Source organism: Aureimonas endophytica (assembly GCF_014642635.1).
Lineage (GTDB): Bacteria > Pseudomonadota > Alphaproteobacteria > Rhizobiales > Rhizobiaceae > Plantimonas > Plantimonas endophytica.
The window spans coordinates 290,175-312,220 of sequence record NZ_BMIQ01000003.1 but is presented as its reverse complement, the minus strand read 5'-3'; the positions used below and the strand labels follow the sequence as shown (position 1 = coordinate 312,220).

Sequence of the window (22,046 nt, the reverse complement as noted above, 5' to 3'; positions counted from 1 at the left end):
CGACGCGACGAGAGCAAGTCCCGGAACCACTAGCCGGCCATGGGATGCCCGTCTGACGGAATATGCGCGGACGGATCGGTCCATGCCGAGCGGGGCCGGTCTCGGTCGGATGACGTGGCGCCGCCGCCCGGGCGAAGGTCCGCGTCACGACGAATTCTTTCATCTCCCATGTCACATCCGGGCTCGCCCCCTCGTCCTGTCTTCGAACGGGCGCGCACCAGCGGCATGGGGCCGCCCCGCCCGTTCCCGGACGAGGAGATGGATGCCATGAGGATCGTGATCATAGGGGGAAGCGGACTGATCGGTCGGCAATTGACGGCCGCACTCGCCCGCGCGGGACACGAGGCCGTCGCCGCCTCGCCCAGCACCGGGGTGAACACCCTGACGGGCGAAGGCCTTCCCGATATTCTCGCCGGGAGCGACGTCGTTGTCGACGTGTCGAACTCGCCCTCCTTCGAGGCGGCCGCCGTGCTCGACTTCTTCGAACGCTCCGGCCGCAACCTCCTTGCCGCCGAACGCAAGGCCGGGGTGCAGCACCACGTCGCGCTGTCCGTCGTCGGCACCGACCGCCTGGAGGAGAACGGCTATTTCCGGGCCAAGCTCGCGCAGGAAAGCTTGATCCAGTCCTCTGGCCTTCCCTACACGATCGTGCGGGCGATGCAGTTCTTCGAATTCCTCGGCGCTATCGCCGAAGCCGCCGCTGCCGGCGATCGGCTGGTGGTGCCCGATGCCGATCTTCAGCCGATCGCAGCCGCCGATGTCGCCGCAGCCCTCGCCGAGGTCGCGGTCGCTCCGCCGCGCAACGCGACGGTCGAAATCGCCGGGCCGGAGCGCGGGCCCTTCCGCGATTTCATTGCCCGGCGCGCCGCGAAAGCCGGCGACGAGCGGCAGGTCTTCGCCGACCGGCAGGCGCGCTATTTCGGCGCGAAGCTGGAGAAGGGCTCGCTCGTTCCGGATCTATCCGCCGCCGCCCGCCTCGGATCGACGAGGTTCGACACCTGGATCGCCGATGCCTGAGTGCTGCTCAAGGCGATCGGTCGGGACGGCAGGCCTGTCCATCGCGGCGAGGATCCTCGATGGTGTCAGACAGTCGCGCGACGGATTTCGGTCCGATGGATGGGTCCATGCCTCCCGCTAAAACCGCCACGGCCACGTTCGAGACGCATCGGCCCCGCCTCCTGCGCATCGCCTATCGCATGCTGGGCTCGCGCAGCGAGGCGGAGGACGTCGTCCAGAACGCGTGGCTGCGCTGGGCCGCGACGGAGCGGGACGGCGTTTCCGCTCCCTATCCGTTTCTCGCGCGCATCGTGACGCGCCTCTGCCTCGACGAGATGAAGTCGGCCCGCGCCCGTCGCGAGACCTATGTCGGCGCCTGGCTGCCCGAGCCGCTGATGGAGACGGAGGAGGAGGGTGTGGACGAAGACGGTTTGACGCTCACGCTGATGATGGCGCTCGAGCGCCTGTCGCCGCTCGAGCGGGCGGCCTTCCTTCTTCATGACGTCTTCGGCGTGCCGCTCGGCGAGGTGGCTGATACGCTGGGCCGGGAATCTGCGGCCGTGCGCCAGCTCGCGGCTCGCGCGCGCCGGAATGTCCAGGCCGCGCGCCCGCGCTTTCCGGTGGCGCGCGAGGAGGGCGAGCGGATCGCGCGGGCTTTCTTCGCCGCCTCCACCAGCGGCGACACCGCGACCCTGCGCACGCTTCTCGCGGAGAATGCCGTGCTGCGCTCCGACGGCGGCGGCAAGGTCTTCGCCTTCATCAACCCGATCGCCGGCCTGGACCGCCTGCTGCGCATGTTCGAGGGCGTGCGCCGAAAGTGGGGAGACGGCTGGGCCGTGATGGTCGAGCCTGTCTGGATCGACGGATTGCCCGGCTATGTCAGCCGCGAGCGGGGCGAGATCCTCCAGACGACCGCGCTCGCGGTCGAGGACGGCCGGATCACCGCGATCTACATCACCCGCAATCCCGACAAGCTGCGGCACGTCGCGAGGGCGGTCGCGACAGGGCCGGAGGCGAGCTCGCGGGCCCATTGATCGCGGCGGCAGGGATGACCGGCGGCCCGCCTGCGACGGCGGGGGGCCTCTTCCTCACACGAGCGCCGCCCGCCGCGCTTCCGGCTCGCGGATCATGGCTGCCAGCCGCGTCAGCGCATCCGTCAGCTTGTCACGGTTCTCGACGGCCCCGAGGGCGATGCGGATCGCGTCGGGGGCCTGCCCTCCGATCGCGAAGTCGATCGCCGGGCTGACGGCAAGGCCCCGGCTTCGCGCCGCCTCGACAACGTCGGCGGTCCGGCGTCCGCCCTTCAGTTCCAGCCATGCATGGAGGCCGGCGGGATGCATCTTCACGTGGTCCGGCAGGAGGCGGCGGGCGAGCGCATGCCGCGCGGCCACTTCCACCCGCACGCCCGCCACGATTTCGGCGGCGGTACCGCTCCGGATCCAGTCGGCGGCGAGGCTCGTCATCAAGGGCGGGGCCATCAGGGTCAGGCTTCGGAGATTTCCGGCGATCTCGGTCAGCGCCTCGCCATTCGGCGCCGCGAGGAACGCCGTGCGAAGAAACGGCGACAGGCTCTTGGACAGGGTCGCGACGTGGAAGGTGAGTTCGGGCGCGAGGGCGAGAAAGGAAGCCGGAGCCCCCTCCCCCAGAAGCGCCCGATACGGATCGTCCTCCAGGATCGTGAGGCCGATGCGCCGGGCGACGGCGACGAGGTCGCGCCGTCGCGCCTCGGGCATCACCAGCGTCGTCGGGTTGTGGAGCGTCGGGTTGAGATAGAGAAGCCGTGCGCCGTGCCGGACGGCCGATGCCTCCAGCCGGTCGGGCAACAGACCCTCTGCATCCGCCTCGACACTCGCGAGACGCAGCCGCAGCGTCCGCGCCAAGCCGATGATGCCGGGATAGGTGAGGTCGTCGGCGAGAACGGCCTCGCCCTCCCGCACCAGGGTGGCCAGTGCCGCGCCGAGCAGCGATTGGGCGCCGGCACCGACGGCGATGCGATCCGAGGCGATCCGGCCTCCGGCCGCCGGTTCCAGCCAGAGGGCGGCCGCCGCCCGTTCGGCGGGCGAGCCGGGCCCGGGATGGTACGAGAGGAGCGCCTCGGCGCTGGAGCGCTTGAGGAGCGCGTCGATCCCGGACCGGATCAATGCTGGCAAGGCGAGACCGGCCGGCGACGGCGGAATATTCATGCCGAGGTCGAGGATGGGTTCCTCCATGCCCCGGGCGGACACGAAGGTGCCGCGCCCGGCCGCCGCATCCACGAGATGCCGGCGGCGAGCCTCCGACAGCGCCCTCGTCACGGTGGTGAGGTCGACCCCCAGTCGTTCGGCCAGCACGCGCTGAGGCGGAAGGCGATCGCCGGGTCTCAGCACACCCGCCGCGCGCGCTTCCACCATCGCCTCGACGATCTGCTGATAGATCGGTCCAGTGCCGCTGAGCATCGGCATCCATGGCTTAGCCATCTCGACCATCAGTCACCTAACCCATACAATTTGCGATATTGCATGCATACACATAGCTCATATGCTAGGAGATGACGATACAGGATGGGCTGTCCGCCAAAGCGACGGCCGATCGAGCCATGGAGAGACATCGTGGACGACCGCAGAGATTGGCCGCCGCTCGAGCCGGCACGGGTGGGTTTGCGCGGGCGCTGTCCTCGCTGCGGCGAAGGGCGGCTCTTCAGCGGCTTCCTGACCCTGGCGCCCCGATGCGATCACTGCGGGCTCGACTATTCCTTTGCCGATCCGGCCGACGGGCCGGCCTTCTTCGTCATCTGCTTCGCGTGCATCCCGTCCGTCCTTTTCGCCGTCTATGCGGAGGTCGCCTACGAGCCGTCGTTCTGGTTCCACGCCTTCATTTCCGTTCCGCTGATCGTGCTCACCTGCATCCTTCCGCTGCGTCCGCTGAAGGGATGGCTCGTCGCCAGCCAATATTATCATAAGGCGGAGGAAGGTCGCCTCGCAGCGCCGGGCGAACGAAACGGCTCGGCGGACGGCACTCGCTAGTCGGATACGGCGACCTGTTTCACCTTCGCGGCGTGACTCGCCGATGCGCCTGCTTCCGGTCCCCATCGGCGCCGCATCACCCGGACCGTCGGTCAGAGATTCTTCACGAGACGCACATGACAGCGCGCTCTCCGCTTTTCCGTCGCCTGCCTTCCCTGCCCGCGTCCTTCTTCGGCATCATCCTCGGCATCGCCGGATTGGCCAATGCGTGGCGCGCCTCTCATGTCGTCTGGGCCTGCCGGCGGCCGTCGGCGAGGCGCTGACCTTGCTCGGCTTTGTCGTCTGGTTCGCCGTCACGGTCCTCTATGCGGCCAAATGGGTCGTTGCCGCGAACGAGGCCAGAGCCGAGGCGGAGCATGCTGTCCAATGCTGCTTCATCGGCCTTGCCGGCGTCGCGACGCTTCTCGTCGCGCAAGGACTCCTCCCCTATCGGCGTCCTCTGGCTTTCCTCCTCTTCGGCCTCGGCGCGAGCTTCACCCTCACCTTCGCCCTCTGGCGGACCGGGTTTCCTTGGCGCGGCGGGCGCGAGGCCGGGTCCACGACGCCCGTTCTCTACCTGCCGACCATCGCCGGCGGCTTCGTCACCGGCACGACGGCCGCGCTGTTCGGCGCGCCGGACTGGAGCGAGCTCGCCTTCGGTGCCGCCCTCTTCTCCTGGCTCGCCATCGAGTCCGTGCTGCTGCACCGGCTCTATACCGGACCGGTTCTGCCGCCGCCGCTGCGCCCCGTGCTCGGCATCCAACTGGCGCCGCCCGCCGTCGGCGCCGTCGCCTATCTTTCGGTGACTGGCGGAGCGCCGGGCATCCTCGCGCATGCCCTGTTCGGCTATGCCCGGCTCCAAGCGCTGCTCTTGGCACGAATGCTGCCCTAAATCGCCGAGGCCGGCTTTGCGCCATCCTACTGGGCCTTCACCTTCGGCGCGACCGCCCTCGCCGCCGCCGCGATCCGTCTGATCGAGCATCGCGACCATGGCGCCGTCGCGCTGCTCGCATCCTGGCTCTTCGCCGCCGCCAATCTGGTGGTCGCCGCCATTGCGATCGGCACCCTCCGACTGGCCATCATGGGAAAGCTGCTGTCACTGCCCTCGCCGAGTGTCACGGTTCCGAACCCGACGACGACCGGCCGAGCAAGCCGTCCGATTACGACGGCGCACGGACGACGGCTGGCGCTCGGCGTCGCGCCAGCCTGGTCCGGGCTCATCCAGCGACTTCCGGTCTATCCTTCAATCATCTCCAAACGCAATCTCGCGGGAGCCCGCTGGCGCCGAACGCTGACGGCACGAGCAGACCCTTGGTTCTTGCGCGCGGCAAGCCTTGGCTGAACGTCGAGTCGCTCGCCGCCACGCAAGATACGATCGCCGAACGCGCCGCCTCTGGCGCATGCAGATCACCGATGCGAGACCGACTTTTTCATCCTGCGCCGTCCGGAGGCGCCGTTCTGAGCCGCCGACCACGTTGCACAGCGAGCTCGGCTGTCCGCCTCGTCGGTTCGTAATCATGTCCGATACACCGGGAAGCGCGCGGTAAAGCTCGCGGCTTCTTTGTCGGACAGCTGGCGCGGGATCGGGTTCGATTGCCTTACCTTGGCGATGTTCGCCTCTAAATGGACCGCGGCGAGCCGGCGAGCCGTGGCTCCCGATCCCGGCGCCCTTTCGGAGACATGCGATGAAGATCGACCTCACCGGCAAGACCGCTCTCGTCACCGGCTCCACCGCCGGCATCGGCTTCGCCATCGCGCGCGGGCTCGCGAAAGCGGGCGCCACCACCGTCGTCAACGGCCGCGACGCCGCGCGCACGGAGGCCGCCGTCGCGAAGCTGAAAGGCGAAGCGATCGGAGCGGATGTGCGTGGCATCGCGGGCGATGTCGGCACGGCGGGCGGATGCGACGCGATTACCGCCGCGCTTCCTCTCGTCGACATCCTCGTCAACAATGCCGGCATCTTCGGCCCGCGCGACTTCTTCGAGACGCCGGATGAGGAGTGGGAGCGCTTCTTCGCGGTGAACGTCATGTCGGGCATGCGTCTGTCCCGCGCCTATCTCCCCGGCATGCGGGACAAGGGATGGGGACGCGTCCTTTTCCTCTCCTCGGAGTCCGGCCTCAACATTCCCGTCGAGATGATCCATTACGGCGTCACCAAGACGGCCGACATCGCCCTGTCGCGCGGCCTCGCGAAGCGCATGGCCGGAACCGGCGTAACCGTGAACTCGATCCTGCCCGGTCCGACCCTTTCCGAAGGCGTTGCCGAGATGCTGGCGGGCGAGGTCGAGAAGACCGGCAAGTCGATCGAGGATGTCGCCGCCGACTTTGTGAAGGCGCATCGATCAGCCTCGATCATTCAGCGTGCGGCGAGCGTCGAGGAGGTCGCCAATCTCTGCGTTTACGTCGCCTCGCCGCAAGCATCTGCCACGACGGGCGCTGCCCTGCGCATCGACGGCGGCGTTGTCGATACGATCGCTTAAGCCTGACTTCGTAAGCGACATCGAGTTTGGCGGAACGGCTTCGCCGTCTACGCCCAGGATCGAGTTGTACGCGTACAACGCAGATCGGAGCAGGCGTGATCGATTGGGGTCACGTCGATCCGCCGTTGCCGAGCACCGAATGCCTATCCACCGCTCGCCGCGTTGTACGCGTACAACGCCCGAAGCTTCCAACGGCCGATCTTTCTCCTTGGTTCCCGGCCTATCCCCAACCTTGAAGACTTGTTAACAGCGACTTGCATTCGCCGAAAGAATCGCGCCTTAATGCAATCAGCGCATATTGGGCGATCCAGCCGCTCTGCGCGCTGAATCAGAGATGGCGAATGATCACGCAGACGGCCCGCAAGGATAGCCCTTCGATCACGGATCTTCGTTCGCTGATTACCGCGGACGCGGCGGAATTGTCGATGCGGCTGCAAGCCCAGCAAAGGCGCGATTTTCCGCCCTCCGCCGAGAAATCGCTTCGCCGGTTTTCCGCTTCGGAAGCCGCTCGCTTCATCGGCATCGCCGAAGGTTATCTTCGCCAGCTTGCCGCCGAAGGGAAGGGCCCGCCGGTGCAGGCCAACAATCGCCGGACCTATTCGATCGACGACATCGAAGCGCTGCGCGCCGATCTGGACCTGACGGGCAAGGGCGGTCGCCGCTACCTGCCGCATCGTCGGGAAGGCGAAGCCTTGCAGATCATCGCGGTGATGAACTTCAAGGGCGGCAGCGGCAAGACGACCACGACCGCCCATCTTGCCGAATATCTCGCATTCCGCGGCTATCGGGTGCTGGCCATCGACCTCGATCCGCAGGCCAGTCAACGAGACGATCTATGGCGTCATCCGCTACGACGAGGAACGTCGGGACATGGCGGACGTGGTTCGGGGCACGTATATCCCGAACCTGCATCTGATCCCCGGCCAACTGGAGCTGATGGAGTTCGAGCACGAGACTCCGAAGGCGCTGATGTCTCGGCAGGACGGCGATCCGCTCTTCTTCACCCGGATCGGCGACGCGCTCGCCGAAGTCCGGGATATCTACGATGTCGTCGTCATCGACTGTCCGCCTCAACTCGGCTTCCTGACCCTGTCGGCGCTCTGTGCCGCCACGGCGGTGCTCAGTCAGTTCCTGAACATGACCGGCAGTCTTCTCGATGTCGTCGCGAATGCCGGCGGCGCCACCAACTACGATTGGATGCGCTATCTCGTGACACGCTACGAGCCGAGCGACGGACCGCAGACGACCATGGTCGGTCTGATGCGGTCGATCTTCGAATCCCGTGTCCTGACCAATCCCATGTTAAAGAGCACGGCGATCTCGGATGCCGGCTTGACCAAGCAGACGCTCTACGAAGTCGAGCGGAGCCAGTTCACTCGGGGAACCTACGATCGGGCGATCGAATCCCTCGATCTGGTCAATGCGGAGATCGAGACGCTGATCAAGCAGGTCTGGGGGAGAGGCTGATCATGGCGCGTAAGATCAATTTCGAACCCGATGCCGCCGCGACGACGCCATCCGCGGCGGACGTTCCCGTGAAATCCGCGTCCGCCTCCCGGCCGCTGAAGGGGCTCGAACGCCTGGCGCGGCCGTCCGGCGCGCTCGGTACGATCTCCAAATCGCTCGGCGGCCTGTCCGACCGGGCGAAGCGGGCCGACGAGATCGAGCAGAAGCTGATCGAAGGGCAGGTCATCATCGAGATCGATCCGGCGCTGATCGACAATTCCTTCGTGTCGGATCGCATGGAGGCGTCGCCGGAGCAGAATGCCGCGTTCCGCGAACTGATCCGTCAGCACGGACAGAACGTGCCCATTCTCGTCCGGCCGAAATCGACCGAGGGGCGGTTCGAGGTGGCCTTCGGCCATCGCCGCCTCCGGGCGGCGCGCGAGCTCGGCATCAAGGTCCGCGCCGTCGTGCGCCCCCTGACGGATGACGAGCTCGTCATCGCGCAGGGCCAGGAGAATAGCGGCCGAACCGATCTGACCTTCATCGAACGGGCACGCTTCGCCGCCCGACTGGAGGACCACGACTTCACCCGCGAAACCATCATGGCGGCGCTGAATGTCGACAAGGCCGCTCTGTCGCGGCTAATCGCCGCCGCGCGACGATTGCCGCCGGATGTCATCGAGGCGATCGGACCGGCCCCGAAATTCGGTCGCGTCCGGTGGCAGGAACTCATCGACCTTGTCGATCAAGCCGAGAACCGGCGCCGAGCCAGCGAAATCGTCGCGGAAGCCGGCTTCGCCGATCTCGACTCCGACAGGCGGTTCGAGGAGGTGCTGCGCCGACTGCGCAGCGGCCAGACGCGGGAAAAGGCCGAGGCGTGGAACGCGGCCGACGGAACGCAGGCCGCTCGTATCGCACGGTCCGGACGGCGGCTGACGCTGACCTTCGACGATCGGACGGCGCCGCAATTCGGCGACTTCGTGAAGAGCCGATTGCAGCAGCTCTACGATGAATTCAAGGCCGGGGATTCCGCGGCCTGACGAGCTTGGCCGGTCGCGACGCGGCCGGCCGGGACTGAACCGAAACGCAACAGGAGAGAGATCCGACGTCTCGGAAGCCCTTCTCTATGGTTTGGCGACTTGGAGAATCCCACTTCCGCGAATCGCCGTCAAGAGTCTCGACGCGATTTTTGCGCCGTTCCGGCGAGCGGATTTCCTTTGCCTGACGAAAGGCAAGGATATGCAGCCGTACCAGTCAACGACGCCCTTCGGGCGGCGAACGTCGTCGCTTGCCCAGATGGCGAGTCACGCGGCCGCGAAGGCGCGCCCACTCGATAAGACCGTGAACAAGTGGACGGTGTTCCGCTTCGTGTGCGCAGCAAAGACGCGCCTTGGCCTGTCGGAGCGGCCGCTCGCTGTTCTCGACGCACTTCTGACCTTCCATCCCGAATCCGATCTCGGCGGCGAGGGACTCGTCGTCTGGCCATCCAACCAGCAGCTGGCGCTGCGCGCGCATGGGATGGCCCCGGCCACCTTGCGGCGGAGTCTCGCCGCGCTCGTCGATGCCGGCATCATCATCCGGCGCGACAGCCCGAACGGCAAACGCTACGTGCGGAAGGGGAGGGGGGGTGAGATCGCCCTTGCATTCGGCTTCGACCTCGCGCCGCTGGTCGTGCGCGCCGAGGAACTCGAGGGCCTCGCGGCCGAGGTCGCCGACGAGGCGCGGGCTCACAAGCTCGTCCGCGAACGCATCACGCTCTGCCGACGGGACATCGCAAAGATGATCATGGTTGGATCGAGCGAGAACATCCCGGTCCATGGGCTCGGCCATGACCTTCGCTCTTGGTCGGATGTCGAGAGCCTTTATCGGGCAGTGCTCGCCCGACTGCCACGCTCCGCGCGTCTTTCCCAGATGGAGCCGATCGCCGGGCAATTGACCGATCTCGCCGATCGCATCGCCAAGCTGTTGGAAGCGCATGCGAAAAGCCAGAATCTGAGCGGCAATGAGTCCCGGGATGAGCGTCACATACAGAATTCAAATACCGAAACCTGTCCTGATCTTGAACCTGGCTTTCGAGAAAGCGCGGGGGGACCGGGCGTGCCCGAACCGGCAAGGCCGAGCGTGCCGCTGAAGAACTACCCCTTGGGACTGGTGATGCAGGCCTGCCCCGACATTGCCGACTATGCCAGAGACGGAATCGCCAGCTGGCGCGACCTGCTGGCGACGGCCGCCCTGATCCGACCCATGCTGGGAGTCAGTCCGGACGCCTGGGACGATGCCCGCGCCACGATGGGAGACAGCGAGGCAGCGGTCGTTCTCGCGGCCATCCTGCAGCGGTCGGAGGCGATCTCCTCACCGGGCGGCTATCTACGCGCGCTCACACGCAAAGCGAAGACAGGCGAATTCTCTCTGGGACCGGTGCTGATGGCGCTGATCGGTCGGCGGGAAGGCGCGACGAATGACCGACGATCGTCCGGCTTCGGGCCATGATGATCCGAACCCGAGGGGCTTTGGTGCGGCGATGACGAGGCGAAGGCGTTCCAAGCCTCGATTCCGCGAAGACGGCATCGACGGCCCGGACTCATTCTGGCGGCCGGATTCGGATCTTCCGCAAGCGCTTCTGAGGCAGTCGGAAGGGCAGGGGGCGCCCCCGCCATCAGTCCGGCGTGCTCTCGCAGGATGCCAGTCTGGCGTCCCATCCCTCAATGGCGACATCGGCGACAGCTTGCAGCTCGTCACCGGTGGCGCCGTCACGGGCGAGAATGGACATGCCAACCTGAATGGTCTGGACGTAGCGGGCGAGGGCGCGACGATCCGCGGCGGCCGGGATCTCGCCGGCAGCACTCGCCGTCTCCAGGCGTGCGAGCAAGCGCTCCAGCGTCACGGCGCGTGCCGCGCGCACGAGTTCGCCGAGCGCCTCGTGCCCCTCGCTCCCGACCTGCGACAGCGTCACCATGCAGCCGCGCGGCAGGTCGGCGACGCAGCCGGTCAGCGCGGCGGCCGAGTTCGACAGAAGCGAGCGCACCGCCTCGCGCGCCGTCGCCGCCGCGCCGAACTCGGCCCAGACATAGGCCTCGTTGTCTCTCGCATACCGTTGCAGCGCCTCGGCATAGAGCGCCTCCTTCGAACCGAAGGCGGCATAGAGGCTCGGCGCGCCGATGCCGAGTTCCGCGGTCAGGTCCGTGATCGAGGTCGCTTCGAAACCGCGCGTCCAGAACAGCCGCACTGCCTTGGCAAGCGCGGCATCGCGATCGAAGGCGCGAGGCCGCCCCCGTCGGCGCGGTTCGGGATCGGCGTGATGTCCAGAGTCGTCCGATTTCTGCATCGACCGCTATTTAATTTCGTTGACGCGCTCCGGCAAGTTGCCTAGTTGATTGTATATCGATCACTACAGAAAGACGAACCCATGACGCAACTGCAAGGCCGAAGGGCCCTCGTGACCGGCGGTTCGCGCGGCATCGGCGCGGCGATCGCCCTTGCCCTCGCCGACGGGGGCGCCGATGTCGCGATCACCTATGGGCGGTCCGCCGAGCGTGCCGCCGGCATCGTCCGAGCGATCGAAGCGAAGGGGCGCAAGGCGGTGGCGATCGAGGCCGATGCGGGTGATCCGGCGGCGATCCGGCAATCGATCGAGACGGCGGTCGAGGCGCTGGGTGGGCTGGAAATTCTCGTCAACAATGCCGCCATCGCGACCTATGCGACGATCGCCGAGGTCAGCGCGGAGACGATCGACGAATTGTTCGCGATCAACGTGCGCGGTCCCATCCTCGCATCGCAGGCCGCCATGCGATACCTGCCGAAGGGTGGCCGCATCGTCACGATCGGCTCGGGCGGCGCCGACCGCATCGTCGGCGACACCGGAACCATCTATTTCATGACGAAATCGGCTCTCCAGTCCTTCACGCGGGGGCTCGCCCGGGAGCTCGGTCCCCGGGATGTCACGGTCAATCTCGTTCAGCCGGGTTCGACCGACACGGAGATGAACCCCGCCGACGGGCCCTTCTCCGACTTCCAGCGCAGCCTCATCCCTCTCGGGCGCTACGGCACGCCGGAGGATGTCGCCGCCGCCGTCGCCTTTCTCGCGAGCCCCGCCGCCCGGCACATCAGCGGCGCGATCCTCAATGTCGACGGCGGACAGCTGACCTGACACGGATCAGTCGAAGGACTTCGCTCGCATGTCGCGGCGGCCCGATCCGGCGACTGCGAGCCTCGCGGCTCCCGTCGACCTGACGGCGTCGCCGCGATGGTCCGGCCCGAATTGTGCCGAACGCGAAAGGCGAGAGAGGTTCGGCGCTTGCCGGATCTCAGACCACGATCTCGCCTTCGTCCCGGCCATCCCAGTAGTGGATGCGCTTGGCATGCACCTTGATCAAGACGATGCCGGGCGTGTCGACGCCATTCTCGAACCAGTAGTCGAGCTCCTTCGTCCAATGCGCTTCGAACTGGCCCTTGTCCCGGATCAGTTCGGCATGGCCTTCGATCGACAGAAACAAGGGCGGTCTGCCGAGAAGGCCTTTCGACCCGGTCATCGACAGGGAGACCTTCGGATCGCGCTCGATATCGGAAACGGTACGATAGGATTCGTAGGTGAAGAACCAGGAGTCGCCGTCATATTCGACATCGCCGTTGTTGCTCATCGGCCGACTGGCGATCTCGCCGCCCTCGGTCTTGGTCGAGAACATCGCGAAATCGATGCCCTGCATGCGCTTGGACAGATCGTGCAGCGTCAGATCGGCCATCAATAGGGTCTCCCTTCGGATATGGGGCTTCAAGAGGCCGACCCTTGTCGAACGTCCGAGCCAGCTCTCGCCGAAGTGCGATCACGGACCTTCAGTTCCCGCCGCCCCGATCCGAGGCGGCCCTTCGCCATATCGAGCGTCAGTCGCTGCCGACAGGGTTCGGGGGTGCAAGGCTCTTGCCGATATCGCCTTCGAGGAGATGCAGGAACGGCTTCGGCTCAAGCTTGCCGGGGTTCGAGAAGGGATTGGCGAAGCCGTAGATGAAGAACAGGATCACGCCGGAATAGGCGCCGAACAGGGCGAACAGCATGAGGTACGTTCGGTTCGGCCGGTAGACGTAGAGCGGTACCGAGAGAAGCACGAGCCCGATAATGGCCGGACCCCAGAACAGGCTGCTGAAGCGACCGGTCGCGGTCGCTTCGCGGGTCTGGCGCAACTCGGCCACGACCGCGATCCGCTCGCGCATCCGCTCCGCCAGAAAGCGCTGCCGCTCGGTAATCGGTTCGAGATCGAGAATCCGTTCGTAGACGCCGTTCCACTGCAGCCAGCCTCGCGTCGACAATCCTTCGCCGCGACCGAGCGAGGCCCATTCGCCATCGACCACCGTGGCGATGTAGTCCGCCAGTCCCTGCTGCACGGCGGCGACATCCGAACCCCCATAGCGCCGCATGTCGTTGAAGACGTCCGAGATCGCGATGGCTTCCTTGCTGAGGTCGCTGCGAATGCCTTTGTAGTCGTCGAGCTCCTGGGCATAGACGAGGGCAAGGATCAACCCGTGCAAGGCCGCGATTCCCGTCGCCACGTTGATGGCCGCTTCGTGCGTGCGGTCACCCTCCTGCGGCGACCCGAAGGCCGCTCGGGACGCGAAATAGACCCCGAGCACCAATGCGATCGATACCGTCGTGAAGACGATGCCGATCGCCAGCGAAATCACGAAGTCCGACATCCGCGCTCTCCCGTGGCCATCGGTCAACGATCTCGTCGCTCTCCACCTGGCAAGGATGCGAGAGGCGCGAGGGCTGGAAAAGAAGACGGCGCCGAAGCCGGCGCCCTCGAGCGCCTGACGCCGTCCAAGCCGCTCGCATTACTTGTCTGCTTCAAGCATAAGAAACGCAAGGGGTCATGGGGGGAAGACTTTCTTGCCGTGTCGGGCGAGCGCAAAGCATTCCTCGGAAGATCATCTCATCGACCGCTTCGGAATCTGACGCAGCGGCGTCCCGTGGCCGTCGAGCGGCGGAGCCCTAGCTAGGATGCTTCCCGACGATCGCATTTCGGCCGATTGAGGATCGCTCCATGCCGCTGCCCGTGACACGCTCCACCCTCGGATCATTGGTTCTCATCGCGGCGGTGGTCGGCAGCGGGGCGGCGGCCTTCGCCTATACCGCGGGCTGGCTTTCGCCGGGGCGACTGACGCCCGCCAAGCTGGTGGATGCTCTCGCGCCGCCGGGCGGCCCCGCGCCCGGCCATCGGCGCAATCATGCGAAGGGCGTCTGCTTCACCGGGACGTTCGAGGCGAACGGCGCCGGCACGGCGCTCTCGAAGGCGCAGGTCTTCGCGTCGGGCCGCTATCCCGCCATCGGCCGGTTCAATCTCGGCACGCCCGACCCGACGGTCGTGGATGCCACGGTTCGGGTGCGCGGCATCGGTTTGGCCATCAGGACGCCAGACGGGCAGGAATGGCGCAGCGCCATGATCGATGTGCCGTTCTTTCCCGTGGCGACGCCGCAGGCCTTTTACGATCTGCAGATGGCGTCGGCGAAGAAGGATGATCCCGACGCGATGAAGACCTTCGCCGCCGCCCATCCCGAAATCGCCGCCTTCGGCGCCTGGGCGAAGGACGCCCCCTTCACGGCGAGCTATGCCGAGGAGCGCTACAACGGCATCAACAGCTTCGTCTTCACGGACGCATCGGGCGCCGATCATGCCGTGCGCTGGTCGCTCGTGCCGGCGGCCCAGCCGGCGCCCGTCTCGGCCGAAGACCTGAAAGCCAAGGGGCCTGACTTTCTCGCACAGGAGATCACGACCCGCGTCGCCAGCGAGCCGCAGCGCTGGACATTGGAGGTCACCGTGGCCGAGCCGGGCGATGTGACCGCCGATCCGAGCAAGGCGTGGCCGGACGGTCGCCGCGCCGTCGCGGCAGGCACGCTCGTCGTCGACCGCATCATCGCCGAGCCGGACGGGCCGTGCCGCGACCTCAATTTCGACCCGACCGTGTTGCCGGCAGGGATGCGGACCTCGGACGATCCGTTTCCGGCCGCACGCTCGGCCGCCTATTCGGTCTCCTACAACCGACGCACCGCCGAAGCCGCCGACTATCCGCGCCATCCCACGGAGGCTGCGAAATGAGCATCGCCCGCACGCGTTTCACGCCGATGCAACGCCTCCTGCACTGGCTGATGGCCGCCGCGATCCTCGCCATGCTGTTCATCGGCGTCGGTATGGTCTCGACGGTGACGGAGAGGTACTTGACCTTGGTCTCCCTCCATAAGCCGCTCGGCATCGCGATCCTCGTTCTCGCGGTGCTTCGCCTGGGTTTGCGGTTCAAGGCCGGCGCGCCGGAGCTGCCGCGCGATCTGCCGGAGCCGATGAAGCTCGCCGCGAAGCTGAGCCACGTCCTCCTCTATGCCTGCATGATCGCCATGCCACTTCTCGGCTGGGGCATGCTGTCGGCCGCCAGCTTTCCGATCGAGCTGTTCGGCGGCTACCACCTGCCCGCCATCCTGCCGCCGAGTCCCGCGCTGCATAGCCTGCTCTGGAACGCCCACCGCGCGCTCGCCTTCGCATTCTTCGCGCTGATCCTCGCCCATATCGCGGCGGCGCTGTTCCACGCGCTGGTCCGGCGCGACGGCGTGTTCCAGGCCATGGCCGGCGGTTCGCCACCCCGGCGCGCGGCAACGGCCGACTGAACCGACCGGAAGCATCGATCGAAGCGGCTGCCGCGCATTCGCCGACGGAGCCGCCCGGGATCGGGTTCAGGCTCCAGCCGGTGCGCCCGTCGATATCGTGGCCAGCGCCTCGGGCAAGCGCCTATCGCGTCGCCGCGATCGGCGTCGCTTGCCGAATGGCCGCGGACAAGCTCGGATCGACGGTCAGGTCTTCGCGGATGAGGCCATGGTCCCAGCGATGGCGATATGGCGCGTTCCAGGCGGGCGAGTTCACGATCGGATAGAGGCAAAGGCCGACGACGCGGACGCGCGAGCGCTCCACTTCGCTCGTCACGTGTCGAAGCCAGTCCCCCTTGTCGTCGATGTCCTTCCATCGACGGTGATGGCCTTTGTGCAGGCCGGTCTCCGCGATCATCACGGGCTTCCCGTAGCGCTTCGCCGCGTCGCGCAGCGAACGCGCGATGCTGCGCTTCAGGTTGTGGGGGTAGACGTTGATACCGACGACGTCGGCCAAGTCCGCCAAGGCATGAGCGCCGATCTCGTGCGGGCGGTGCGCCGGCTCCGAGGTGATGAGCCGCAGCCGGTGAAGCCGGCGCTTCAGAATCGCGAAGATGGCACGCGCCTGATCGACCACGAAGGCGGTGCTTTCGCCCGGCACCATGCGCGGGTGGAAGCTCGTTTCGTTGAAGCAGCACCAGAAGTCTTCGTCCGGCGCCACCGCGAGGACGGCCTCGGCCACTCGGTTCGCATAGCCTTCCGGATCGGAATGGCGCCAATAATGGTTGAGGTCCCAGATGACCTCCATCTCCTTTTCCCGCGCGACCCGAAGGCGAGGCTCGATCGGCAGCCATGGGGGCAGGCCGTCGCGCACGGTTCGGATGCCGTGCGCCAGCGCGATGTCGTAATGCGCCCGCATCTTCGCATCCGGCAGATGGCCGGTGCCGGTCAGAAGGCAGAAGTTTCCCTGCCATTCCAGACGTCCGCACTCGAAGCCGGCCTGCAGAAAGGAGCGGAACATCCCGAGCGCCCCTAGTCAGGCACCCTGCATCAGCGCCCGCTGGCGCTTCAGCTCCGCCGCAAGGCGCGGATCGGCGACCCGCTCGCGCGGCTCCTCGGAGAAGCGCAGGAGACCGTTGGGGCAGTAGCGCCCGTCGTCCCAGCCGGGATGGTCGAGAACGGGATAGAGACAGAGGCCCTCGACGGGCACGCCCTGGCGCATGGCGGCGCGCGTCTCGGCGCCGACATAAGCCAGCCACTCCGCCCGCCTGTCGCTTTCGATGCCGGTTTCGGCGATGAAGATCGGGCGGCCGTAGCGTGCATAGGTTTCGGTGAGGAGCGTGCGGAAGGGCTTGTAGAGCGGGTGGCCGATGTCGATCGGCGGGCCGCCGTGGATCCACTGGTTGTTGAAGTAGTAATTGACCCCGACGATGTCGAGCAGCGCCTCGCGCCCCCCGATCTGGGGCCAGGCGCGGCCCGCGATCATGTCCCAGGCCTGGAACTGCGCCTGCCGGTGCCCTTCGGCATGGGCGGCGTCGTGCGGGCGGGAGGGATCGGTGATGACGTTGATGACCGGATCGGCATGCACGAAGCGGGCACGCGGATCGACCCGCCAGATCGCCTCCATCGCCGAAATCGCGGCGCGCGAGAGCTGCACCTTCAATTCGTGCCCCCGGCCATGGGCGAAGGGGTTGAGATAGCCGGCATCCCCGCCGCCCCAGGCGAAGAAGGAGATTTCGTTGACCGGCGCGTAGAAGGGCGCGCCGTTGGTTTTCGCAGCGATGACCCGGGCGGCTTCGACCGCGAAGCGCGTGAAGCGCTCGACGAATTCGGGGCGCCAGATGTCGAGATCGTCGGGCCAGCCGTAATGGAGGATGTCCCAGACGACCTGTGTTCCCGTCGCTTCGGCGGCTTCGAGCTGCGCCTTCAGGCTCGACCAGTCGTAGCGGCCGGGCTCGGGCTCGATAAGGTGCCAGCGCAAGCCGTCGCGCACGGTGCGGATGCCATGATGGGCGAGTTCCGCGTAATCCTCCCGCGCGAAGCGGTCGTGGTAGCTCGCCGCGATCATGTCGATGCGCTGGCGATCATGCGCGCGCCGGTGGGATGACGACTCGAAGCCCCCTTGAAAGAAGGAGCGGAAAAGACCCGGAACATGCACCGGCGGCGCGCTCTCGGCCAGCACCTCGTCGATCAGCGCCTGCCATTGCGCGATGACCACCGGAACCGCATAGTCCCGCTCGACCTTGGCCCGCAGCGCGGCGCCGAGGCTCGCGCGCCGTGCGGGATCGTCGATCAGCGTGAGCATCGCCCGCGCGACGGAAGACGGGCTTTCGTGCGGCACGAAGAGGCCGCTGACTCCATCCTCGATCTGCTCGGTCGTGCCGTTGTCGGCGGTGGCGATCACGGCCAGGCGCGCGGCGCCGGCTTCCGCGACCACATGCGGCATTCCTTCCCCGCGCGACAGCCAGACGAAGATGTCGAGCGCCGAGAGGAGTTCGGGAATATCGGCGCGGTCGCCGAGGAAGCGGACGGCATTGGCGAGACCGAGCGAGACCGCGCGCTTGTGCAACGCCGTCGCATAGTCCGGCAGAAAGGCGTCGGGGCCGCCGATCACCAGGAAGCGCGCATCGGGGCGTGTCCTCAGAACGATGGCGGCGGCGTCGAGGAAATCCTCGACGCGCTTCTTCGGATCCAGCCGACCGACCCAGCCGATGACCGGCGTGTCCGGCGAGACGCCCAGCGCCAGACGCATCGGCGCCCGCGCGGCGGGGTCGAAAGCGCCGAGATCCACCGTGGAAGGGATTTCCACCGCATGGTGCTCGCGCCCCGGCATGCGCGAGGCTGCCGCGTCGCGGATCGAGCGGCAGACGCCGACATAGCGGCTGGTGAAGTGCTTGGGACCGCCGAGCGCTTCCGACACGAGCCCGCCATGTTCGATCAAAGGCGGCCGCAGCCGCAGCCGCTCCAGCGCGGGATAGATGTCGGCGACGTTCTGGCAGGAGACGACGAGATCGTAGGCCGCGAGCTTGCCCGCGAGATAGCTGACCGTGTCCTCGAAGGAGAGCGTATAGGGCGTGCGATCGACATGGACGCCCATGGCTTCGAGCTGCTGGTGCGTCTGCTCCGGCATTCCCTCCTTGCGAAAGCAGGCGACGACATCGATGCGGTAACGGCGCGGATCGAGGTGCCGGGCGAGCAGCCGCACCTCGGTTTCCTCGCCGCCCACCACGAGCCAGGCGAAGACGAAGAGAATGCGGACCGGCTCCCCGCCGCTATCGGCACCGTCCCGCATCAGTCGCGGACCTTGAACACGACCTGGAGGAAGTCCGGCCGCTCTTCCACGAGATGGCGGAGGAAGGCGGGGGCTTCCTCGAAATCGACGACATGCGTGATCATGTGGTCGATGATGTCGGGCCCGCGCGCGGCGAGAAGCTCGATCGTCTCGGCCGCCAGCCGGCGGCGGTTCCACTCGAAGCCCAAACCCCGCGGCACGCGGCCGATCTGCGCGCAGCGGATCGCGAGGCCGTTATGGTGGAACTCCTCACCGAGGCGCACGGCATCCGCGCCGCCCTGGTAGAAGGCGAGGTCGATCACCGTGCCCTGCGGGCGCAGCGCGCGAAGCGCCGCATGGAGGCTTCGGGCGTCGGCCCGCGTCTGGAACACGAAGTCCGCGCCCCGATCGCCGCCGCCATGGTGCCAGGTCGCCTTGGCATGGTTCCAGGCCTGGTCTTCGTCCATCGCGGTGAAGCCCAGCGCCTCGATACGCCCGCGACGGAAGGACGAGGGATCGGCGACGACGATCTCGGACGCGCCGGCCTTCGCCGCGAAGAGGGCGGTCAGGAGACCGACGACACCGCCGCCGATCACGAGGACCGGTCGCCCGGCGACGCTCTGTCCCAGCCGTTCGACACGGGGGCCGGCGAGCTCGGCGTCGGCATGGAGTAGGCCGTTGGCGGCGATCGGTCCCATCTGCGCGACATAGATGCCGAGCATCGGATCGATCGTCGCCGGCAGGCTGACGAGAAGGTCGTGGAACGGGTCGGCCGTGTGACCGCTCTTGTGCGCATAGGTGGAGGCGACGATTTCGCCCGGACGGAACCCGGCCGCGCGGGATTCGGCGACGCGCGCCACTTCCATGTAGCCGAGGAAGGGCAGGGGGAAGTGCTGGCCGGGCTCGCCCGGCACGAAGACGCCGCGCCCGCCATCCCAGCGCGAATGGAGGTAGGGATTAGTGTTCTTGAAGAAGGTCAGCTCGGTGCCGGCGGAAAAGCCGGAATAGAGCGTGTCGAGCCGCACCTGCCCTTCGCCCGGAGGCCCTTCCTCGTACTGGAAGTGATAGGCTTCGCCGGGCCGCTCGATGCCGAGAGACCGGACATGACGGTGGCCGGGCGGCAATTGGCCGGGCTCCGGGCGCGGGAGAAACCGGAGCGGCGCCGGGTCGACGCGTGGCGCCGCGTCCGGCGGCAGGCTCACGACCTCGCCGGTGCGCGCGGACTCGACCACGGCGAGCGCCAAGCGATGGGTCGCCAGTGCGTCCGCATAGGGGCAGCGGATGCGGTTCTCCAAGCCGGCCACGGCGTCGATGAAGTCGCGATCCTCCCGCCAGACGGGATCGCCGTCCGCGCCCCGCACGGGACGCCCGCGACCGACATCGACCATGATGTCATGGTCGGTCAGTTCGATCGCCAGCTTGTCGGCGAAGATGTGGAGCCCGACGCGGTGGTTCCAGCCGAGAAGGCATGTCGAGGCGAGGTTCGCGACGACGCCGCTGGCGAACGTCAGGCTGGCGGTCGTGGTCGTGGGCACGTCGAGGTCGGGGAATTCGGGCCGATCCTTGTGGGCGGCGCGGCCGTAGACTTGCACCACGTCGCCGACGAGGAAGCGGGCGAGGTCGAGAAGATGCGTCGCCTGCTCGACCATCTGCCCGCCCGACCGGTCTTCGCGCCACCACCATTGCGGCGGCGGCGTCGAGTCCAGCCAATAGCCCGACAGGAGCTGCGGCGGGTTTCCGGCCAGAAGCGCGCGCGCCTCGTCCACCGTATCGAGATAGCGCCAATGGTAGCCGACGGCGGTGACGAGGCCCTTTTCGGCGACGGCCGCCGCGATCGCCTCGGCGGTCGCCAGATCGAGCGAGACCGGCTTTTCCACGAAGAAGGGCAGACCGCGTTCGATCGCGGCCTGTTCCGGCGCGCCATGGGCGAAGGGCGGCACGCAGATGTAGACGGCGTCGAGGTCGCAGGCGTCCATCATGGCGCTCGCATCGTCGAAAGCGCGCGCGCCGAAGCGGACGGCGGCGGCCTCCGCCCTGGCGCGGTCGGGGTCGGCGAAGCCGACGATCGCGACGTCGTCGAAATGTTCGAGAATTCCGAGATGGCGCTGGGCGATGCCGCCGACCCCGACGAAGCCGATCCGGATTGTCTTCATGTGCGCGTCCTGCGTTTCGGCGTGGGTGGAACCGGCGAGCCGGCGGTAGAGGTCGGCGGTGGCCTCGGCCATGGCGGAGGCCCGGAACTTCGCCTCGAAGCGCTCGCGCCCGGCCGCGCCGGCTCGGGCCAGCGCCACGGGATCGGCGAGCGCCGAGCGCAGCGTCGCGGCGAGGGCGGCCGCATCGCCCGGCTCGGCGAGCCAGCCGGTGACACCGTCGTCCACCGCCTCGCTCGTGCCGCCGATAAGCGTTGCGACCACGGGAAGCCCGGCCGCCATGGCTTCCAGAACTACAAGCGGCAATCCTTCGAAGAGGGAAGGGAGGACGAGGCAGTCGGCTGCCGCCATGAGATCCGCCACGTCGTCGCGCTCGCCCAGAAAACGCACCGTCTGCCCGAGTCCCGCAGTCCGAGCCTGCCGCTCCAGCGGCATGCGCAGGGGGCCGTCGCCGGCGATCAGGCAGACGAAGCCCGGAACCGACGGACGATCGGCGGCAAGGGCATCCAGGAGGACGGCATGCCCCTTCTGCTCGGTCAGCCGGGCGACGACGAGGACGACGGTCGCTTCCGGCGCGATGCCGAGATTTCGTCGGGAATCGGCGCGGCTGCGCCCCGGCGGGCGCGGGTGGACGCCGTTCGCGATCGCGTGGATCAAATTCGGATCGACCCCTGCGGCGACGAAGCTCTCGGCGGCCGTCCGCGAAACGCACACGACGGCGTCGAGGTCATGAACGGCGCGTCGATGGACGGCGATCTCAGTCGGATCCGTGAGGACGAACGGCAGATGTTCGGTGCGAAGGATGGCCGCGATGCCGGCGCGCCGCCCGACCGCGGCGAGGTCATGTCCCTCCCATCCGATTCCGGCATGGACGTGCAGGATGTCCGGGCGCAACCGCTCCAGCGCCTCAGCCAAGGAGGCGGTATCGCTCGCGTCGAAGTCGATCGCGGCGAGGCCGGCGCGCAGGGCTCGCCTGCCCAGCCAAGCGCGCGGATCGCTGGCAAGGACGACGTCCCAATTCCCCGAAAGTTCGCGCGCCAGCGCCAGCATGTGCTCGCCGACGCCCGACGGCACCAGACTGTCGGTGGCAAGCATCAGGCG

At 67.4% G+C, this 22,046-nt stretch carries 17 protein-coding genes and 1 pseudogene; 11 read left to right on the top strand and 7 right to left on the bottom strand.

Annotated elements, in window-relative coordinates; genetic code table 11:
• The first annotated feature begins 267 nt into the window (after positions 1-267).
• Together IEY14_RS11615 and IEY14_RS11610 are read left to right on the top strand one after the other, a co-directional pair.
• Positions 268-1,017 carry an SDR family oxidoreductase gene (locus IEY14_RS11615; RefSeq protein WP_188908580.1) on the top strand — a complete coding sequence of 250 codons (750 nt, stop codon included), beginning with the start codon at positions 268-270 and terminating at the stop codon, positions 1,015-1,017.
• 107 nt (positions 1,018-1,124) lie between these two features.
• On the top strand, positions 1,125-2,030 hold the full coding sequence (locus IEY14_RS11610; RefSeq protein WP_188908578.1) for a sigma-70 family RNA polymerase sigma factor: 906 nt from the start codon (positions 1,125-1,127) through the stop codon (positions 2,028-2,030).
• Between the two features lie 54 nt (positions 2,031-2,084).
• Here IEY14_RS11610 and IEY14_RS11605 read toward each other — a convergent pair whose 3' ends face one another.
• Entirely contained in the window at positions 2,085-3,437 is a 1,353-nt protein-coding gene (locus IEY14_RS11605) for an aminotransferase-like domain-containing protein (RefSeq protein ID WP_244639448.1), read from the bottom strand.
• Between the two features lie 147 nt (positions 3,438-3,584).
• On the opposite strand from IEY14_RS11605, the gene IEY14_RS11600 reads away from it, so the two are divergent.
• The 6 genes and pseudogenes from IEY14_RS11600 to repC all read left to right on the top strand — a co-directional run bounded on the left by IEY14_RS11600 (position 3,585) and on the right by repC (position 10,393).
• The gene (locus IEY14_RS11600; protein WP_244639447.1) at positions 3,585-3,998 is read left to right on the top strand and encodes a DUF983 domain-containing protein; all 414 of its coding nucleotides are present in this window, start codon (positions 3,585-3,587) and stop codon (positions 3,996-3,998) included.
• A 208-nt stretch (positions 3,999-4,206) separates the two neighbouring features.
• Positions 4,207-4,869, top strand: a complete 663-nt coding sequence (locus IEY14_RS11595) for an SLAC1 family transporter (protein WP_308422023.1) — start codon at positions 4,207-4,209, stop codon at positions 4,867-4,869.
• Between the two features lie 793 nt (positions 4,870-5,662).
• Positions 5,663-6,457, top strand: a complete 795-nt coding sequence (locus IEY14_RS11590) for an SDR family NAD(P)-dependent oxidoreductase (protein ID WP_188908572.1) — start codon at positions 5,663-5,665, stop codon at positions 6,455-6,457.
• A gap of 341 nt (positions 6,458-6,798) precedes the next feature.
• Positions 6,799-7,924 (top strand): annotated as a pseudogene (repA, locus tag IEY14_RS11585) (plasmid partitioning protein RepA).
• 2 nt (positions 7,925-7,926) lie between these two features.
• On the top strand, positions 7,927-8,943 hold the full coding sequence (gene repB / locus IEY14_RS11580) for a plasmid partitioning protein RepB (RefSeq protein ID WP_188908570.1): 1,017 nt from the start codon (positions 7,927-7,929) through the stop codon (positions 8,941-8,943).
• Between the two features lie 199 nt (positions 8,944-9,142).
• The gene (gene repC / locus IEY14_RS11575) at positions 9,143-10,393 is read left to right on the top strand and encodes a plasmid replication protein RepC (RefSeq protein ID WP_188908568.1); all 1,251 of its coding nucleotides are present in this window, start codon (positions 9,143-9,145) and stop codon (positions 10,391-10,393) included.
• A gap of 166 nt (positions 10,394-10,559) precedes the next feature.
• On the opposite strand, the gene IEY14_RS11570 is transcribed toward repC, so the two are convergent.
• The gene (locus IEY14_RS11570) at positions 10,560-11,228 is read right to left on the bottom strand and encodes a TetR/AcrR family transcriptional regulator (RefSeq protein WP_188908566.1); all 669 of its coding nucleotides are present in this window, start codon (positions 11,226-11,228) and stop codon (positions 10,560-10,562) included.
• A gap of 81 nt (positions 11,229-11,309) precedes the next feature.
• On the opposite strand from IEY14_RS11570, the gene IEY14_RS11565 reads away from it, so the two are divergent.
• Positions 11,310-12,050 carry an SDR family NAD(P)-dependent oxidoreductase gene (locus tag IEY14_RS11565; protein ID WP_188908564.1) on the top strand — a complete coding sequence of 247 codons (741 nt, stop codon included), beginning with the start codon at positions 11,310-11,312 and terminating at the stop codon, positions 12,048-12,050.
• A gap of 157 nt (positions 12,051-12,207) precedes the next feature.
• Here the strand turns inward: IEY14_RS11565 and IEY14_RS11560 are convergent, their stop codons facing one another.
• Positions 12,208-12,642, bottom strand: a complete 435-nt coding sequence (locus IEY14_RS11560; RefSeq protein ID WP_188908562.1) for a pyridoxamine 5'-phosphate oxidase family protein — start codon at positions 12,640-12,642, stop codon at positions 12,208-12,210.
• A gap of 139 nt (positions 12,643-12,781) precedes the next feature.
• The gene (locus tag IEY14_RS11555) at positions 12,782-13,588 is read right to left on the bottom strand and encodes a bestrophin-like domain (protein WP_188908560.1); all 807 of its coding nucleotides are present in this window, start codon (positions 13,586-13,588) and stop codon (positions 12,782-12,784) included.
• Between the two features lie 347 nt (positions 13,589-13,935).
• Here IEY14_RS11555 and IEY14_RS11550 point away from each other — a divergent pair, with 347 nt between their 5' ends.
• Together IEY14_RS11550 and IEY14_RS11545 are read left to right on the top strand one after the other, a co-directional pair.
• Positions 13,936-14,988, top strand: a complete 1,053-nt coding sequence (locus tag IEY14_RS11550) for a catalase family peroxidase (protein WP_188908558.1) — start codon at positions 13,936-13,938, stop codon at positions 14,986-14,988.
• Positions 14,985-15,548 carry a cytochrome b gene (locus tag IEY14_RS11545; RefSeq protein WP_188908556.1) on the top strand — a complete coding sequence of 188 codons (564 nt, stop codon included), beginning with the start codon at positions 14,985-14,987 and terminating at the stop codon, positions 15,546-15,548. Before IEY14_RS11550 ends, IEY14_RS11545 begins: the two co-directional genes overlap by 4 nt.
• Before the next feature lie 121 nt (positions 15,549-15,669).
• Here IEY14_RS11545 and IEY14_RS11540 read toward each other — a convergent pair whose 3' ends face one another.
• From IEY14_RS11540 to IEY14_RS11530, 3 genes are read right to left on the bottom strand one after another with little or no spacing between them, the layout of a single operon-like run.
• A complete protein-coding gene (locus IEY14_RS11540) occupies positions 15,670-16,545 on the bottom strand; it encodes a glycoside hydrolase family 26 protein (RefSeq protein WP_188908554.1) in 876 nt (291 codons plus the stop codon).
• Positions 16,546-16,560: 15 nt separating this feature from the next.
• On the bottom strand, positions 16,561-18,816 hold the full coding sequence (locus IEY14_RS11535) for a glycosyltransferase (protein ID WP_188908552.1): 2,256 nt from the start codon (positions 18,814-18,816) through the stop codon (positions 16,561-16,563).
• The gene (locus tag IEY14_RS11530) at positions 18,816-22,040 is read right to left on the bottom strand and encodes a glycosyltransferase (protein ID WP_188908550.1); all 3,225 of its coding nucleotides are present in this window, start codon (positions 22,038-22,040) and stop codon (positions 18,816-18,818) included. Before IEY14_RS11530 ends, IEY14_RS11535 begins: the two co-directional genes overlap by 1 nt.
• Positions 22,041-22,046 lie beyond the last annotated feature (6 nt).

What these genes read in the sequence shown, in the direction of transcription:
- IEY14_RS11560 (WP_188908562.1), bottom strand. Translation starts at nt 12,642, where the DNA reads ATGGCCGATCTGACGCTGCACGATCTGTCCAAGCGCATGCAGGGCATC.
- IEY14_RS11545 (WP_188908556.1), top strand. Translation starts at nt 14,985, where the DNA reads ATGAGCATCGCCCGCACGCGTTTCACGCCGATGCAACGCCTCCTGCAC.
- IEY14_RS11590 (WP_188908572.1), top strand. Translation starts at nt 5,663, where the DNA reads ATGAAGATCGACCTCACCGGCAAGACCGCTCTCGTCACCGGCTCCACC.
- IEY14_RS11605 (WP_244639448.1), bottom strand. Translation starts at nt 3,437, where the DNA reads ATGCCGATGCTCAGCGGCACTGGACCGATCTATCAGCAGATCGTCGAG.
- IEY14_RS11550 (WP_188908558.1), top strand. Translation starts at nt 13,936, where the DNA reads ATGCCGCTGCCCGTGACACGCTCCACCCTCGGATCATTGGTTCTCATC.
- repC (WP_188908568.1), top strand. Translation starts at nt 9,143, where the DNA reads ATGCAGCCGTACCAGTCAACGACGCCCTTCGGGCGGCGAACGTCGTCG.
- IEY14_RS11565 (WP_188908564.1), top strand. Translation starts at nt 11,310, where the DNA reads ATGACGCAACTGCAAGGCCGAAGGGCCCTCGTGACCGGCGGTTCGCGC.
- IEY14_RS11570 (WP_188908566.1), bottom strand. Translation starts at nt 11,228, where the DNA reads ATGCAGAAATCGGACGACTCTGGACATCACGCCGATCCCGAACCGCGC.
- IEY14_RS11535 (WP_188908552.1), bottom strand. Translation starts at nt 18,816, where the DNA reads ATGCGGGACGGTGCCGATAGCGGCGGGGAGCCGGTCCGCATTCTCTTC.
- IEY14_RS11615 (WP_188908580.1), top strand. Translation starts at nt 268, where the DNA reads ATGAGGATCGTGATCATAGGGGGAAGCGGACTGATCGGTCGGCAATTG.
- IEY14_RS11610 (WP_188908578.1), top strand. Translation starts at nt 1,125, where the DNA reads ATGCCTCCCGCTAAAACCGCCACGGCCACGTTCGAGACGCATCGGCCC.
- IEY14_RS11530 (WP_188908550.1), bottom strand. Translation starts at nt 22,040, where the DNA reads ATGCTTGCCACCGACAGTCTGGTGCCGTCGGGCGTCGGCGAGCACATG.
- IEY14_RS11540 (WP_188908554.1), bottom strand. Translation starts at nt 16,545, where the DNA reads ATGTTCCGCTCCTTTCTGCAGGCCGGCTTCGAGTGCGGACGTCTGGAA.
- IEY14_RS11555 (WP_188908560.1), bottom strand. Translation starts at nt 13,588, where the DNA reads ATGTCGGACTTCGTGATTTCGCTGGCGATCGGCATCGTCTTCACGACG.
- repB (WP_188908570.1), top strand. Translation starts at nt 7,927, where the DNA reads ATGGCGCGTAAGATCAATTTCGAACCCGATGCCGCCGCGACGACGCCA.